Consider the following 17,084-nt stretch of genomic DNA (forward strand, 5'->3'; position numbering starts at 1 on the left):
CCCGCGCGGCTCCGTTTATGCTTTTCGGTAATGCAATGGGACGTGCCCCGTCACCGACTTGAACACCCGGCCGAAATTCGTCACGCTGCCGAAACCGACCTTTTTCGCGATCAGACTGACTTTCATGCTCGAATGCTCTAGCAGCTTCTTCGCCTCCTTCACCCGCACGCTGTTCAAATATTCCACAAAGGTGAACCCCGTCGCTTCCTTAAAAAAACGGCTCAAATAATAAGGGCTGACATAGAAGGTGTCTGCCAGCGCTTGCAGCGAGAGCTCCTGTGCATAGTTTTCGTTCATATACCGGACAATCTCCGAGATACGCTCATGCATCGGGCTCGGCGATTCCACCGAATCCTGGCTGTTCATTTTGACATGCCGACAGCAAATGATGAGCAGCTGCACAACGAGCGTCTGCGCGTACATTTCAAAGCCCGATTTCCGCTCCTGCATTTCGCGCACAATCGCTTGGGCAAGCGCCTCAATTGCAAGCCGATCCTGCAAGGAGCAGCGCACAACCAGATACTCGTTGTCGAACAACGGCTGCAGCGTTTCGCGGTACGATCCGTTTACGGCAGCCATATAGCTTTCGTGCATATTCACGATGAGCCGCTCATGCCTCGGCTGGTCCGCGTTCGTCGTACGGTGGAGAATATTTGGCGCAATGATGATTACATCGCCTTCGTGCATCACCATCGTTCTGTCTTTGATAAAAAACTCCCGTTTGCCAGACAGCAAATAATAAATTTCAAACGTGCTGTGAAAATGGCTGGTTGGCATATGGTGGCTGAGCGCCTCCCGATAGGACACAAGGAACGTCCCGTCGCCGTTGTCGTACTGAAAGCTTTCCATTGCGAGCCACGCCCCCCTGCGGTTTGCCCTCTATTATACAACGCCGCTTATTTCTTGCAAGATATAAGTAATTTTCATGATTTTCAGCAAAAAATGTACAGATTCCTTTGGTAAGATAGGGATAATCAATTGAAGGAGGAATCCACCGCATGCGTGCTTCAGAAACCAATTTGCAAACGAACGGCTTGGGCAAGAACGAATATACACCGATCGAGTGGGCGGAAAAAGCCTGCGAAGCGCTGATGGCCAAATTTGAGCCGGAAATGCTGCCGCCGGATCGCTTCCACTACCACCAAGGCGTGTTCTTGTCAGGTATGGAAAAATGCTGGAAAGAAACGAAAGATGAGAAATACTACACCTACCTGAAGCGCTGGGTGGACAGCCAAGTGCAGCCTGACGGCAGCATCAAAAAGTTCAATCCGGATGAGCTGGATGACATTCAACCCGGCGTACTACTGTTTAATTTGCTCGAACAAACGGGCGATAAACGCTATGAAAAAGCTTTGCACACCCTCGTGCCCTTGCTAAAAGAATGGCCGACCAACCCGTCCGGCGGCTTCTGGCACAAAGGAAAATACCCGAACCAAATGTGGCTGGACGGGCTGTACATGGCAGGCCCGATTGCCGTCCAATACGGTCAAACGTTCGGCGACAGCAGCTACTGGGACATGATGACGTTCCAGGCGCTGCTGATGGCGAAGCACACGAAAGATCCGGTCACAGGCCTGCTGTACCACGGTTGGGATGAGACGAAAGCCGTCGCCTGGGCGGACCCGGAAACCGGTCTGGCACCGGAATTCTGGGGCCGCGCGATTGGCTGGTACCCGGTTGCCCTGCTCGAGATGTTCGAGTACATGCCGGCGGATCACCCGGATAAAGCTGCCTTGGTTACCATACTCCAAGACCTGTTGATCGCTTTGGTCAAGTATCAAGACCCCGCGACAGGTCTCTGGTACCAAGTCGTCGATAAAGGCGACCGCTCCGACAACTGGCTGGAAAACTCTTGCACGGCGCTGTATGTGCATGCCATTGCCAAGGCCGTTCGCTTTGGCTACCTGGACTCTGCCTATATGGAAGCGGCATGGAAAGGCTACCAAGGCGTGATTGACACGCTGACGTTCGATGAGAACGGCCATGTCATCATCGGCAACATCTGCATCGGCACCGGCATCGGCGATTATGCACACTATATCGCCCGCCCGACGAGCGAGAACGATCTGCATGGCGCCGGCGCATTTATCCTCATGTGCGTGGAAATGAGCTTGGCAGCGCAAAGATAAGAACGAAGAAAAAGCTGAGGCCCTGGGGCTTCAGCTTTTGTGCTTGGTTTTTCCGTTACTGCTCAGGTCGGGAGGCTCTGAGCCACATCGATTGCTAAGGCTGCAAAAAAGCAGGAATTTCCCTTCATCCATCCCTGATTTCATCAAATTCCTGCGAATCTGCAGGAATTTTTGGCGAGAAGCCTCTTTTAGAGCAGAGGCCACGAAAAAAACTGCCTTTTCGCAGGAATTGGACTGAAAATGTCTTTTTCGGAAAAAATTCCTGTCTTTTCGCAGGAATTCGTGGAGTAACCTCTCACCTACCGGATAGGTACCTGAGTAGTAACGTTTTTCCTATACTTGCACACCTCGATATTGTATGCTCAAATCAGCACCCATTCCCACGAAAAGCCAGGAGGATACTTATGTTTAACGGTAAAATGAAGGCGGTCACGTTCAGTTATGATGACGGCGTGACGCAGGATCTGCAGCTCATTGCGCTTTTTAACAAATATAATCTTAAAGCAACGTTCAACCTGAACTCGGAGCTGCTTGGCCAGGAAAACTCCCTTGTCCGAGAAGGACAAACGGTCAACCATACAAAAATCGCCAAGGCTGACATCAAAAACGTGTACAAAGGGCATGAAGTCGCCGCCCATACGTTGACGCACCCCAGTCTCCCCCTACTGACGGATGAGGCGGAAATTGTTCGCCAGGTTGAGATGGATCGGCGCAATTTGTCCGAAATTATGGGATACGACATCGTCGGCATGGCCTATCCGGGCGGCGGCGTCAACAACAATGACAGGGTGGCTGAGATCATTCGCAACAACACCGCCATTCAGTACGCGAGGACGACGACATCGACGCACCATTTTGACCTTCAGACGAATCTCATCCGCTTCAACCCGACCGTCTATCACCATCAAGAATGGGACAAGATGTTTGAGCTTGCCGAGGCCTTTATTCGGATGCCCGCCCAGACCCCGCAGTTGTTCTACATTTGGGGCCACAGCTACGAGTTTGACATTCATGGCACCTGGGACCGGTTCGAACAGTTTTGCGAGCTGATTAGCGGGCGCGACGACATTTTCTACGGGACGAATAGGGAAGTGCTGTTACCGTAAATTACGCTTGGGTCATCTCGATCAGGAACGTTTTAATTTCATACGGCTTGATGTCAAAAGAGATCGTCGATCCCTCCTGCAACGGGCTGATCGGCTCTTCCAATAGGTTCGTCTCCTGCCAGGAAACGATGCGGAAATCGCTAAAGAGCGTCACGATGCCGCTGGCTCCCGTAAATTCATGCAGCCGGACGATAACCTGGTCGCTGTCTTCCGCTTTCTTCACCGCGTCGATGATCACGTGATCCGCATCCACCCGCAGCAGCGACTTGCCCGATAAGGCAGCGGCTCCCGTGCCCAGCATCAACGGCTGATTCAGCGATGCCGCTTCCTGTACGGTGCCTGCGGCGACCCAATCTCCGCTATGCGGCAGCAGTGAATATGTAAAAAGATGATGGCCTTGGTCCGCATTCGGATCCGGATAAGTGGCGGATTTAATTAAAGTCAGACGGATCACGTTGTCTTTGATGTCGTGACCGTATTTGCAGTCGTTCAGCAGGGAGACGCCATAGCCTCGCTCGGACAGGTCCACCCATTGGTGCGCAACCGATTCGAAGCGTGCGTAATCCCAGCTCGTATTCCAATGCGTCGGACGTTTGACGTTGCCGAACTGAATGTCATACGTCGCTTCCGTCGCGCGGATGCGCACTGGAAAAGCAACCTTCAGCAGTTGCTGCTGCTCATGCCAGTCGACGTCCGTAGCAAAATCGATGCGCCGACTGTCCGCATAAACGGTCACATGCTGAACGATGTGCGAGTCCATATACCGCCATGCGAAGCGCAGAACCGCGCTGTACGCGTCTTTTTCAATCAGACTCACGGATTCTAGCTGCTGGATCTCCCGCATTTTTTCCTGGTAGAACAGATCAATATCCCACGCCTCGAACATCTTCGGTTTGTCTTCGAACACTTGCAGCACGTTGCCGCGCGCGCCATCGGCGAGAACCTCGCGCTTCGCCTGCCGATCGTACAGACGTGTCAGCTGTCCGGACTCATTCCACTCCAGCTCATAGAATGGCGTCGACAGCCTGCCGTCCTCATAGGTGAACACGGATGAAGCTTCAGTCGGTTGCGTCGACGCTTCAAAGCGCACGGTCAGCCCGCCCATCGCCGGCACGTCAGCCACGCGAACCTTCCAGACGCCGTCCACATGCACGGCTCCAAGCGCCTTGCCGTCCGCGGTGAGCCAGCGGCCCACTTCCATGCCGGATTGAGCGGGAATTCGAACCAATTCCGTGCGAGCGTATGACGCTCCGTTCCATACCGTCCACGTCCCCGACGCTTCCGTCGTCAGCGCTTGGGCTGCGCTCAGCTGCGCCTCCAAGCCCCATGCCTCCGCTTCCGCATACTCCAAGCGCGAATCCTCATAAACTTCAGGGATAGAGGAACCTGGAATAATATCGTGGAACTGATTGCGCATAATCGTCTTCCACCCCTTGTACAGCTTCGCCTGCGGATACGCCTGCCAGCCGGCGCCAAGGATGCCGCTCAGTGTCTGCAGCCATTCCGCATCCCGGTACAGAAGTTCCAGCTTGCGGTTCATGCGCTTGTTATACGCTTGGCTCGTATAGGTACCACGGTGATACTCGAGGTACAGCTCACCGTCCCACGTGTGCACGTATTGATCCGTCTTGGCAACCGTCTCCTGCAACTTCTCAAAATAGTCTCTCGCAAGTCCCGTCTTCACGTTCGGCAAGCCTGGAAGTTCGTCCAATCGGCGCCGCATCTCCAGCATGTCGCGGTTCACACCGCCGCCACCATCGCCGTAGCCGTAGGAGAGCAACAGTTCCTGATTGATCCCTTTGTCGCGGTACGTGTCCCAAATGCCTTTCACGGCATACGGCTCGATCAAGCCGTTATACGTGTACCACCAGACTGTGGATTCCGGAACTTCCGGCGTCGTCACAAAATGCGTCAACACCTCCGAACCGTCAATTCCCCGCCAGATGAACGTGTCATGCGGCATCCGGTTGTACTGGTTCCAGCTGATCTTTGTCGTCATGAACGTATCGATGCCCGCCTTCTTCAAAATTTGCGGCAAGGCCCAACTGTAGCCGAACACGTCCGGCAGCCATAAGTAATTACAGGTCACGCCAAATTCCTGCTGAAGAAAACGGGTTCCGTACAAGAGCTGCCGAACAAGCGATTCCCCACTCGTCAAGTTGCAGTCCGCTTCCAGCCACATGGCGCCGCCCGCCTCCCAGCGGCCTTCCTTGATACGCTTTTTGATATTCTCGTAAATATCCGGATAGTCTTCCTTGATATATTCATAAAGCTGAGGCTGCGTCTGCAAAAACACGTATTCCGGATACTTTTCCATCAGCCGCAATACTGTGGAAAAAGAGCGCGCCGCCTTCTCACGCGTATGCGTCAGCCGCCACAGCCACGCCACATCGATGTGCGTATGGCCGATGCATTGTATCGTGATCGGGCTGCGTTTCTCCCACGAGGACACGGATTCGCGCAGCGCGACCGCTGCCTCTCCGATCGAAGCGTAGTAAGCTTCCGAGCACGGCCTGGACCAATCGACCCGCTTAAAAGCGTTATCCAACGCCTTCAGCATCTCATAGCGCTCCGGCTGGTCAGCCCCCAGCACCTTAACCGTGTGGAGTACAGCGCGACCGGTAAAATATAAGTCATCGGCGTTCTCGTCAATCACGGCCAACTCTGCTCTCCGCAGTTGATGCTCCTGTTCCTGCGGTTTGCCGCCCCCCTCCAGTCCGGACCATAACCGGAAACATAGATCGATCTCATGGCCGATCCATTCCGGCCGCAAAAACACTTCCGTATGGTTGGAATCGACGCCTTGATACGGAGCTCCGTTCACATACAGCAGCGACTCGAAACCCGAGTTATGCCCCGCCCCCGTCTCCCCGAAGTCGAAGCGTCCGACCACCGTGCTTCCCGACCATTCGGACGGGATCGCGACGCGCTGCCGCAGCCACACATACGTGTCGCGGCCTTTCCAACGCTCGCCGATGCGTATCGTTGCAGCATTCGCAGACGGTGCAGTAGGCGGCCTAACACCATTTAACTTCTCCTCATCCGGTGTAAACGTCCACGCCTCGATCTGACGCGAATCCCGATAACGGTATCCCTCCAACTCTTTTAAGCGCTGCTCCAGTTTCTCCTCTGTCCAGAACATGTGACAAGCCTCCTTGTTATATAACACGTGTTATTATTAAAAAAATGAAAACCAATCTTCCCTCTATCGCTATAATAACACGTGTTATTTAGAATTCAAGAGGGCAAAAGGATAAATTCCCTTACTCCGCATTCCAAACACACACACCGTTCTATCGAACAAACATATACTAGAATAGAAAAGCTAGAAAGGGGGTCATCACTTTGAAACAATCCGATGCGTATTCGATTTGCAAAAAGCACATCCATCGTGAAGTCTTGATTAAAACGGCGCAGGGCACGTTCCGCGGCACGATCGTGAAAGTAAGCGGCACAAAGGTCTATTTAAAACAATCGCGAAACCATTCCAAAGCACACATTTCTTTCTTGCCTTTTATACTCCCCTTAGTCCTGTTTGATTTACTGGCAATTTTTCTGGTTGATGCCGGCCGGCCTTTTTGCCCGGTCCGCCCCTTCTAAATTTACAAACAAAAATCCCCCTCACGACTCTCGTAGATCGAAAGGGGGATTTCTTATTTATACATAGCACGGATCGGTTCCAACGCCGGCACCGATTTGCCGAAACGCAGTGGCTCCCGCTGCACCGGTGCGGCCCAGCGCACAGCGTTTGAAATCACACGCAGCACGTTTGTATCATGGTACGTCGGGTACAGCTCGTGCCCAGGGCGGAAATAAAAGATTTTCCCCTGCCCCCGATGAAAGCAGCACCCGCTGCGGAACACATTGCCCCCTTCGAACCAGCTCGTAAATACAACCTCGTCCGGTGAAGGGATATCGAAAAACTCACCATACATCTCTTCATGTGCCAATTCAAAATAGGGAGGAATCCCTTCGGCAATCGGGTGGCTCGGGGCCGTGACCCACAGACGCTCCTTCTCTCCCTCGTCGCGATACAATAAGGAGCAGCTTGTACCCATCAGCTTGCGGAACACCTTCGCATAGTGCGAAGAATGGAGCGCAATGAGTCCCATCCCTTGCAGGACGCGGGAAGCGACGCGATCGACAATCGCATCGCTCACTTCTTTGTGGGCGACATGCCCCCACCAGATGAGCACGTCCGTTTCCGCCAGCACCACCTCGCTCAAGCCGTGCTCAGGTTCCTCCAGCGTCGCCGTGCGAATGGCGAAATCACCTATCAAGCCTGCCGCAATGGCGCCATGCATGCCCTGCGGATATAACTCCTGCACGTTCGGCTTCGTCGTTTCATGCCGGTATTCGTTCCAGATGGTTACACGAATCGTTGGTTTCATTGTATGTTCTCCTTTCCATCGTCAGCTCCCGGCTGTTTAGTTGGATTCATTTCGGACTCGCACTTACCTTCCACAATGTGTCCGTCCGACCACTGGAAACAGTACGCATAGCGCTCGCTGGCATACAGGCTGAATGTACGCAGGCGCACGTCATAATGCAGCTCCGCCAGTTGATGAACAGAAGCCAGATGGACTTGAAAATACTTCGTATAGAGATAGCCGCCAACCAGTAAAACGCCCTGCGGCGCCAGCTCGATTGGGCTGCGGTGCGCCTTGCGGTTCGCTTCCGAGCGATCCTGCACCGCTTGCAATTGCTGCTGCGTCGCGTTCGCCAAGTGTCCCCGGTCGCCGACGCCGGGCAGCTCTTCGTAGCGAAGCAAATGCGCTTTGCCTAAGCTGCCAACCCGCTCGGCATACTGCCGGGACATCTCCACCCCGATCCGCTGATCGCCGTCGCCGTGTGCGATGTAGAGCGGCGTATGCAGGTTGGCGGCAAGCCTCAGCCCGCTTCGCGCCGCATAGCGGATGGGATCGTCCTGCGGCGGGCAGCCGATCCAGACGTCCATTTCGTCGCGGAATTCGCCGATCATATCCTCCGCATACCAGCGTGCGTAATCGGAGACGCCATACAAAGCGGTTGCCGCCGCAAACAGATCGGGAAACTTGGCGACAGCCCCCAACACATTGCCGCCCCCACCGCTGCCACCTTCCAGATACACAAGCTCCGGCGACGCTATCCACTCGGCGTATTCCCGGCGTACAAACTGCACGGCATCGTAAATATCAATCAATTCCAGACCGTTGCAGTCCGGCGCACCGTCTGAGAACGCTCTTCCGCGCATGTCCACTTGAATCACCACGTACGGCAGCTCGCCGGGCACTTCCCGCCGCACCGGCTTCGGCATGCTCATATGCCAGCCGTGAAGCAGCACAAGCATCGGCGCCGGCGCCGCCGGCTTGATAACATTCATCGCCAGCCGCAGGCCTGGCGTGACCGAAGAAGTGTAATAACAGAAGTCTTGGTACGGCGATCGGAAAGGCGTGAGCTGCGTCCTGCCCAGCCTTTCATTGTCTTCGTAAAGCTCCAGCATGCCGATCCTCCCCCGCTAATCCAGCCTGACTTCCGCACCGATCCGCGCGGACTCGTAGATCGCCTGCAAAATGCGGATCATATCAACACCGCTTTCGGGCGAGTTAATCGGTTCCGCTTTGCCGAGCACGCAATCGATAAAATGATCGATATTTCGCCGATGCGGCGCGATCTCTGCTCCCTTAAACCTGGGCGTAATATCGCACAGTACGTCTTCGATTTCCGTCATCAGTTTGAGTTCCTGGCCCTTCATGGAGCAGCCGGCCTTCGCCCCCCGCAGCTCCAAGAACTTGAGGTCGTCCTCCACATTCGACGCCCAGCTGAATTCGATTTGCAGCGAAGCTCCGTTATCGAAACGAATAAAGCCGGTGGCGAGATCTTCCACATCGTAGACGCCGCCCTCCTGTGTCGTGCCGAACCGCGAGTCCTCCGAAATCTGCACCTTCGCGTCGGCGAATTTCGTATACGCTGCGCCGCTGACCGCAACCGGCCGAGGACTGCCCATCAGCCAGATCGCCACGTCGATCATATGCACACCGAGGTCGATCAGCGGCCCGCCGCCGGACAACGCTTTCGTCGTAAACCATCCGCCGCGTCCGGGAATGCCCCGCCGCCGCAGCCACCCCGTGCGGCCGGTATAGATCTCCCCCATTGCGCCTGACGCAATATACCGTTTAAGAAACTGCGCCTGCGGCGTAAACCGGTTATTGCGCATGACCATGAGCAGTTTGCCGGAGCGCTTCGCCGCCTCGGCCATCTTCAGCGCTTCCCCCTCGCTAATCGCATCCGGTTTTTCGCAAAAGACGTGAATACCGCGTTCAAGTGCCGCGATCGACACCTCGGCGTGGTATGCGTTCGGCGTCGTGACGCCAATCACGTCGAGCTGCTCCCGCTCCATCATTTCGATATAATCGCGGTACACCTTATCTACGCCAAGCACACGCGCCTGCTCCTCCGCATTCGGCAGATGGGCGTCGCAAATCGCCACGATGTCCGTATGGGGATTGTTGATCCACGCTGGCGCATGCGACCCGGCAAAAATTTTGCCCGCACCGACAATGCCTACTCTTAACTTGTTCATCTCTTAATCAACCTTCCTTTGTCTGAAAGTATGAGGCAAACACGCACATCAGGATCAGCCTTTCACCGCGCCGACTGTAAGCCCTTTAACAAAATATTTTTGGAGAAACCCGAAAAGGAACATCACCGGCAGCGAGGTCAGAACCATCATGGCGTACATAATGGCATCGGTTGGCACATCGGAAGCCGTAATCGGATGGCCCGACGGATCGACGCCGCTGCCTTTGACCAATTCGATGTACGCAGTAATATTTTTCAAAATCAGCTGAATCGGATAGAGCGAGATGCGGTCGATATACAAAATGGCATTGAACGTTTCATTCCAGTAATGGAGCGTCATCATGAGCGCCACAGTCGCCAGTGCCGGCTTGGAGAGCGGCAATACGATGCTCCAATATGTTCGGAAATCGGAAGCTCCGTCCATCTTGGCCGATTCAATGAGCGGCGTCGGAATTTCCTGAAAGAACACCCGAAGCATAAAGATTTGAAAAGGTGCGGCAAAGGCTGGAACAATCAAAGCAAGAAGCGAATTTTTCCAGTGCAGGTACTGCACGATCAGAATGTACAGCGGCACAATGCCGCCCGAGAAAATCATCGTAACGAAAATATAGAAGGAAATCGGGCCGCGCAGCCGGAAATCCCGCCTAGCCAGCGCGTAAGCAATCATCGAAGTCACCAGCAAATTCCCCGTTGTGCCGAACGCCACAATGAGCAGCGAGTTCTTATACCCGGCGAGCAAGGAGGACGGATCCATCCAAATAAATCGATACGCTTCCCACGAGAATTTGATCGGGATCAGCTGGTAGCCATGCGTCTGAATGATGGTGCCGTCTGTCACCGAAATCGAGATCGTCAGCGCAAGCGGCAGCAAGCACATCGCGCAGAACAGGATCAGGCACAGGTGAACCAGCCATTTGTGTAAAGGAATCGTCTTGAGCGTCATGGGGTACCTCCGCCTTTTAGAATAGTCCGTACTCTTTATTGAACATCTTGGACAAGCGGTTGGTCCCTAGAATAAGCACGAAGCCGACCACCGATTGAAACACCCCTACGGCTGAACTCATGGCAAAATCGCCATTGACGGTCAGCGCGCGGAACACATACGTATCGAGCACATCGGTGACGGGGAACAAGGCGCTTACATTGCGAGGCACGAAGTAGAACAGCCCGAAGTCGGCTCGCATAATGTGACCGATCGCAAGAATGGTCAGCATGACCATCATAGGCGCCAGGAAAGGAATGGAAATATGCCGGGTGGCTTGCACTTTGGTCGCTCCGTCGATTTCCGCCGCCTCGAACAGCTCCTTGTCAATGCTCATCAGCGCTGAATAATAGATCAGCGAGCTGAAGCCCGTGCCCTTCCAGACAGCCACGAGCGGTAAAATAATGAGCCAGTACCACGGCTCGGAATAAAAGCCGATCTCATGGCCCGTCACCTTGTGAATGATCGAAGTCAGCAGCCCCGTCGAGGGATTCAAAATCGTCGTCAGCATAAGACCGACCAGCACCCACGAGAAAAAATAAGGGAAAAACATAACCGATTGATACACCTTCAGCGCTCTTTTGCTTGCGACCTCATACAGCAGCAGGGCGAAGAAAACGCCTGCCAGCAGCTCGACGACGATCAGCAGCCCGTTCAGTCCGATCGTGTTACGCAATATTTTCCACGCGTCCGCGGATTGAAAGAAGAACTTGAAGTTATCCAGCCCGTTCCATGAGCTCCCTAGAATCCCCTTGGCGGGCACATAATCTTTAAAAGCCATGACAATGCCGGCCATCGGCAAATAGGCGAAAATAAAGATTTTGACAATCGCCGGCAGGGACATGACGATTAACTGCCAGTTGCTGATAAAGCGCTTACGCTTCTTGTGAAGAGCTCTTTCACTCATTCTGTTTGCACTCCTTTTCCAGTTCGTCTGCGCAGCGCTTTGCTTGACTACGGCTTAAGTATAAGCATCCGAAAGAGCCCCCGGAAACTGCAATATCGCCTGAAAAGGCTTCAAATATGGAAGCTGCCCTTCCTGGAAACGCAAAAAAACCTTCCGGCGCATCTGCCGAGCGGTTTTGCCATCTCCATCCTGCCAACTACAACTCACCCAAGCCCCTCCGATTGCGCCAGGCTTCTGAATTCGTTGGGCGTGATGCCGTTATACTTTTTGAACAGGGTGTAAAAGTAATTGATATTCAGGAATCCGCTGCGAACCGCCGCCTCTTGAACGGTCATATCCGCATGTCCAAGGAGCGTCTTGGCCCGATCCAGTCGATACCGGGTGATATATTCGCCGAGCGGCTCACCGGACGCCTGCAAATATAAGGTCCGCAAATATTTTGCCGACAATTGCAGATGCTGCGCGATCAACTCGGGATTGAGATTCGGGTTCGCATAATCCTGCTCCACAAACGCCTGCACTTGCTCCAGCATGCCGCTGTATCGCTCATACTTCTTCAATTCTTTACGCGAACGGCGCACAATTTCCAGCAAACTCTCGAACTGCGCATTCAGCTTGTCGACGATGTCCTCCAGCGTTTCAAAGCCGGCCAGCCCTCCCGCCAATTGAATGAACGGATCATAGTGCACTTCATCTGCCAGCACCGGCACCTTCTGCATCCCCTCCTTCAGAGAGAAGGCCAGCCTGAGCACTGTAGATTGGAGAGAGGCGAAGGCATAGCCGCGCGTGCTTTCCACCAGCCGCTTGCAGACCGAACGAACCGCATCGTCCTCCCCCTCGAGGAGCGCCTCGATCATTTCCGTCACCATCTGTTCAGGGAAGACATAGTCCTTCTTCTTCATTTCCTTAACGCCCGACACATAGAGCAGCGAGCGCGGTCCTGTAAACAGTTTATACGCCAGCGCTTCCATACAGAGGCCCACGCTGCCCGGCAGTTCCGCCAAATGCTCCAACGGTTCGCCGATCGCCCCCGACAGGGAAATGCCGAGAAATTTCTCCACCTTCTCCTGAATCTCTTTCACAAGCGTATCCAGCTTCAGCACCACCGCTTCGCTGTCATCCGTATCCAGATGGATCAGCAGACCGATATATCCGTCTTCCAGATCGACGGCCTCCTGCCGGAAATGCGGGGCAGCCAGCTCGCCGATGACGTTCATCATGCCGTAAGCCAGCAGGGCGCGATCTTCTAGCGAATACTGCACCGTATACGGCCCATAGCGGTCAATCCGAAAAACGACGGTCATAAAGCCCAATTCCGTCCCAAAATCGATGCCGTATCGAGCAAGCCTTTTGCGTACGAGGCTCTCTTCCATGGGGCGTGTCGCCAGCATACGCAGAAACTGCTGCTTCTTTTCAAAACCGGTATGCTTCTCGCGATCATATTGATTTTCAAGTTCACGGATTTTGGAAGAGAACAAGCCATAGACAACCCTGGAAATAACCATCACAGCGAGCACGGAAAGCAGCGTCACCACAAGGAAAATGATGAGCGTCCAGACCATCAGCTGCTTCAGCTTGCCCGATACCACCTCATATGGCGTAAATTTGATATACGTCCAATCCAGGATCGGAGAAGAAACGTACGTGATCAAATATTTCTGCTGATCGATCGTTTTGATTTCATAGCCTGCCGGGTCACTTTGACTCAACACATCCTTAAAATCGTCCCGAAACGCAGCCGGCTCCAGATAGCGATAGCGTTCATTCCCCATCACGATCAGGCCAGTCGAATCCACGACCAGCGTATTGCCGCTTGCATGCGGGTCCATCGCCTCGACGGTCGTCTTCAGCCATGCTTGCGACACGTTGAGCACGAGCGCATTGTCGATCTGCGCCGAACTGCTGTCATAAAAAACGAACGAATACACATTGTCCGTCTCCGGACGCGGTTCCGAGGTCAGCAGCGTATAGCCGGATGGGGAAGGAATTTTTCGGGCGATGGGATGCAAGTTGTTGATGCCCCCGGTTTCCAGTCTGCGCACCATATCCTGATCGGGAAAAGAAGCCGTAGGAAACGCTTTACCATCGAAGTAGATAAGACCTGCCCGTTTATTGTATATATAAAAGGAATTCAGAAACGGCAGGTTGATGTTCACACCGCCGACCTGATTCAGCAGCGAAGCAGTTTCCAGCTCGCCCAAATTCACTTGATTCATCAGCTTAAGCACTGAAGGATTGGCGTACAGCTGTATCAGCGTCATTTTGGCCGCTTCGAACATAAAATTGGTGCTGTAGCTGATCTGCGCCAGTTCCTCTGCCGTATAGTTCTGTACTTGCTTAATGGAGTGCCGCTCGTATTTCACATACATGGAGGTCGACAGCACGATATTTGCCGCCATCACGATCGCGACGAAAGAGATAAACATTTTAAAGTAGCTGAGCATGGCGCCTCGTTTGTTGCGGCTGATGAACGTAAGCATCGTACGCCCCCTTTGTCTAGATGACAAGAGCATCCAAACGGCCTCCAGAATGAAGAATGCTCATCTTGGAATCGTTTGGATGCGCAAGTTAGCGCCGCTGTCGAATGGGCAGCAGCTTATTTCTTGGAAGCCAGGAAGGCGTCAACCTGCCGCTGCTTCTCGGCAATGACTTTATCCACACCGGCCGTTTTAAGCTTTGCCAGGAATTCGTTGTATTTCTTCTCCGTATCGTCACCGTACATCCCCGTATTGAACGCCGCCTTGTATTCGTTCACAATCGCCGCGCAATTCGCGCTCTCCGCCTTGACTGCGTCCGCGTTAAAGCTGAATCCAAACAGCATCGAGATCTTGGCTGAATCGTTCAGCTTCTTCGTTTGCTCCCAGACATCATCCGACTGCGTGCCGCTCACATACGCCTTGAACTGATCCCCGAACATCCAACCCGGCCCAGGGCCGTACTTGGCGCCAGGCAGCGACTCCACCCGATTGTCGCCAACCTTCTTGTAATCGACGCCCTCGATGCCCCAGACAAGCAAGTTGTATATCTCTTTATTCGTATTGAGCTGTTCAATGAACATCAGCGCGCGCTCTGGATGCTTCGAGGTGGCCGAGACCGCCGTCATCGTGGCGATTGCGTTCGGCGACGTCAGCAGCGGCTCCCCTAGCGGAATAATGTACTGATCGCCTTTGTACGTTTTCTTGACCGTTTCCTCAATCCCCGGCATCAGCGTCGCAACGGAAGAAGCCGCATACTTGGCCGAATCAAACGTCGGTCTGGTCAGTGCATCCTTGGCGATCAACCCTTTTTTCTGAAAATCCTTCAGCGTCATAATAAAATCCTTGAACTCCGGCGTATCGTATTCGTTGAACACCTTCGGATTTTTCTCCGTGGATTTGGCCACCCCAGGCACGTCGATGCCGCCAAGGTTTTCCCATTCATACGAAGGGAAGAAATAGCTGAACACCTGATTCTTCATCTGCGCATTGTACAGCTGATCCGTCTTGTCCGCCGGTTCGCCTGCTTTTACTTTTTCCAGAAAGGGACTTAAATCGGAAAGCTTCTTGCCCCCTTTCGGATCCCAATTGTATTTGTCCGCCAAGTCTTTACTAACGTTGTAACCCGATTGGCGTGCGAAAATTTGCTGGTTGATGCTCGCATATATGTTGCCGTTCACTTTGGCCGCTTCCCAGATCTCCGGCTTAAGCAGCTTATACGTTTCCGGCGCATATTTCGGAAGCAGCGCCGTAATATCCACAAAAGAACCCTTAGCCGCCTGCTCAAAATAGTTCAAATAATAGGGCGAGGTGAACGCCAGATCGAAATCCTCGCGCGCATTGACCATGACAGACATTTTTTGCGTATAATCGCCATTCGGCACTTTATAGAATTCGACCGTGGTGTTGATTTTCTCCTTCAGTATCTGATTGATTTTATCATACACATCTTGATCGCCCGGTTTCGCCGCACCATAGAAATAATACTTCAGCGTGACCGGTTCAAGCTTATCTTGCTGTGCCGGCGAAGACGATGCCGCCGTGGACGATTCTTTCGGCTGACAGCCCGCCAGCAGCACAGCCGACGTCAGGAAGAGTACGGCAGTAATTTGTAAAAACTTCTTCATCATGGATGAGGACCCCATTTCTCCAATTGTATGTTCCAGCTTTGGTACAGCGCTTTCAATTTGTTTTCGGAAAGCGCCGCCTCGGCCGGACAGTTCGAAGTATAGCGCAGCCGACCGCCGCACATATACTGCAATATCGTCCGAATGGGCTTTAAATACGGCAGGTTTCCCTTATTATCCGATTTTGGAGTAATAAAACTTTTTTATAAGTGGTGAAAAAGAAAATCCAGCGGCTCCTCCTGCGGATTGAATTCGTGACCGCCGTCGAAGACGACCGCCCGGAAGCGCTCGGGGATCGCCAAGCGTTCATAATGCGAGCCTGCCCGCCGGCTTTCTTCCACGAAGCCGTCCACCGTGAACAAGGCATCCTGCGCCCCGCCTTCGATGTACAGCGGTCTCGGGCAAATCAGCCCGCATACCTCCGCATCGAGGAAACGATGGCCGGCGCCCGTCCACGTCCAGTCGGATCGCCCGTAGGCGAACCGATCGTTGACAAAGCAAGAGGACACCGCAACCGAAATCCGCGTGTCCAGGGCGGCGGCAAAGAGCGTATAGAAGCCGCCGTAGGACAACCCGACCATGCCGACCCGCTGCGCATCGATGTCTGGTCGGCGCAGCAGCGCATCCAGGCTGCGCCGGATTTTCAGCACTTCCAACGCGGTCAGCGAGCCTCCGAGCTGCTTCAATTGGACATCGATCTGCTTGCGATCGAAACTGGGACCAAACCGCTCCGCCTCCCACAGCAGCAGCTGCGGAGCGAAGACGGCGACGCCGCGCCTCAGAATCCGGCGCGTCATGTCGTTATAGTTCACAGAGCCAAAGAAGCCCGCGGTCATTTCAGGCGTTCCCTGACCGCCATGCTGCGCGATCACCAGCGGGAAGGGGCCGTCGCCCGGCGGCCGAAAAAATAACCCGTAGGCGTGCAGCCCTTCCATCACCGGTAAAGTAACCCGGTAAATGGTGCCCAGCGCGTCTTCAGCGATGAGATCGTAGGCAGCCTCCACCTTCCCCGGCGATACAGGCTCCTTCCCTTCGATGTACAGCTCATTCAAAGGGAATCCCAGCATCGCCGCAAATTCCCGCCGCAGACGCTCGATGCTGCTTGCATAGGATGCAAGATCCGTATAGACCGGCGTAAAATAGGAGGCTCTCCGCTCCCGCGACCGCCGCTGCTCTGCGGCAATCCAGGCGGTCAGCTCCTCCGCCTGCTGCGCGCGATGCCGGTTGCCCGCATCCTCGCGTTCGCGATAGAGCTGTTCACCATCCCTGACGTTCTCATTCGATTGTGACTCCATAG

Annotated in this window: 13 protein-coding genes; 3 read left to right on the forward strand and 10 right to left on the reverse strand. The window is 54.0% G+C overall.

Annotation, left to right across the window (positions count from 1 at the left end; all coding sequences use genetic code 11):
* Positions 1-15 precede the first annotated feature (15 nt).
* Positions 16-849 (reverse strand): helix-turn-helix domain-containing protein, encoded by an 834-nt coding sequence (locus ABE504_RS08310; protein ID WP_430086968.1) that lies wholly within the window; start codon positions 847-849, stop codon positions 16-18.
* 149 nt (positions 850-998) lie between these two features.
* Here ABE504_RS08310 and ABE504_RS08315 point away from each other — a divergent pair, with 149 nt between their 5' ends.
* Together ABE504_RS08315 and ABE504_RS08320 are read left to right on the forward strand one after the other, a co-directional pair.
* Entirely contained in the window at positions 999-2,129 is a 1,131-nt protein-coding gene (locus ABE504_RS08315; RefSeq protein ID WP_430086971.1) for a glycoside hydrolase family 88/105 protein, read from the forward strand.
* Positions 2,130-2,533: 404 nt separating this feature from the next.
* The gene (locus ABE504_RS08320) at positions 2,534-3,235 is read left to right on the forward strand and encodes a polysaccharide deacetylase family protein (protein WP_430086973.1); all 702 of its coding nucleotides are present in this window, start codon (positions 2,534-2,536) and stop codon (positions 3,233-3,235) included.
* A 1-nt stretch (position 3,236) separates the two neighbouring features.
* On the opposite strand, the gene ABE504_RS08325 is transcribed toward ABE504_RS08320, so the two are convergent.
* Positions 3,237-6,377: an alpha-mannosidase gene (locus ABE504_RS08325; RefSeq protein WP_430086976.1), complete on the reverse strand. Its 3,141-nt coding sequence runs from the start codon at positions 6,375-6,377 to the stop codon at positions 3,237-3,239.
* A gap of 203 nt (positions 6,378-6,580) precedes the next feature.
* Here ABE504_RS08325 and ABE504_RS08330 point away from each other — a divergent pair, with 203 nt between their 5' ends.
* On the forward strand, positions 6,581-6,835 hold the full coding sequence (locus ABE504_RS08330; protein WP_430086978.1) for a hypothetical protein: 255 nt from the start codon (positions 6,581-6,583) through the stop codon (positions 6,833-6,835).
* A gap of 53 nt (positions 6,836-6,888) precedes the next feature.
* On the opposite strand, the gene ABE504_RS08335 is transcribed toward ABE504_RS08330, so the two are convergent.
* The 8 genes from ABE504_RS08335 to ABE504_RS08370 all read right to left on the reverse strand — a co-directional run bounded on the left by ABE504_RS08335 (position 6,889) and on the right by ABE504_RS08370 (position 17,082).
* A complete protein-coding gene (locus ABE504_RS08335; RefSeq protein ID WP_430086980.1) occupies positions 6,889-7,626 on the reverse strand; it encodes a ThuA domain-containing protein in 738 nt (245 codons plus the stop codon).
* Positions 7,623-8,717: an alpha/beta hydrolase family protein gene (locus ABE504_RS08340; protein ID WP_430086982.1), complete on the reverse strand. Its 1,095-nt coding sequence runs from the start codon at positions 8,715-8,717 to the stop codon at positions 7,623-7,625. The genes ABE504_RS08335 and ABE504_RS08340 overlap by 4 nt, the downstream gene beginning before the upstream one ends.
* Before the next feature lie 15 nt (positions 8,718-8,732).
* Positions 8,733-9,797, reverse strand: a complete 1,065-nt coding sequence (locus ABE504_RS08345; protein ID WP_430086984.1) for a Gfo/Idh/MocA family protein — start codon at positions 9,795-9,797, stop codon at positions 8,733-8,735.
* Positions 9,798-9,851: 54 nt separating this feature from the next.
* Entirely contained in the window at positions 9,852-10,739 is an 888-nt protein-coding gene (locus ABE504_RS08350) for a carbohydrate ABC transporter permease (RefSeq protein ID WP_430086987.1), read from the reverse strand.
* 16 nt (positions 10,740-10,755) lie between these two features.
* On the reverse strand, positions 10,756-11,685 hold the full coding sequence (locus ABE504_RS08355) for an ABC transporter permease (protein WP_430086990.1): 930 nt from the start codon (positions 11,683-11,685) through the stop codon (positions 10,756-10,758).
* A gap of 203 nt (positions 11,686-11,888) precedes the next feature.
* Positions 11,889-14,165, reverse strand: coding sequence for a helix-turn-helix domain-containing protein (locus tag ABE504_RS08360; RefSeq protein WP_430086993.1), 2,277 nt, complete (start codon positions 14,163-14,165; stop codon positions 11,889-11,891).
* Between the two features lie 116 nt (positions 14,166-14,281).
* Positions 14,282-15,790, reverse strand: coding sequence for an ABC transporter substrate-binding protein (locus ABE504_RS08365; protein WP_430086996.1), 1,509 nt, complete (start codon positions 15,788-15,790; stop codon positions 14,282-14,284).
* Positions 15,791-15,990: 200 nt separating this feature from the next.
* Complete coding sequence (locus ABE504_RS08370) at positions 15,991-17,082, reverse strand: alpha/beta hydrolase family protein (protein WP_430086999.1); 1,092 nt, start codon at positions 17,080-17,082, stop codon at positions 15,991-15,993.
* Between the last annotated feature and the right edge of the window lie 2 nt (positions 17,083-17,084).

Origin of the sequence: Paenibacillus oryzisoli, from assembly GCF_050467285.1 — a bacterium.
Taxonomy (GTDB): domain Bacteria; phylum Bacillota; class Bacilli; order Paenibacillales; family NBRC-103111; genus Paenibacillus_E; species Paenibacillus_E oryzisoli_A.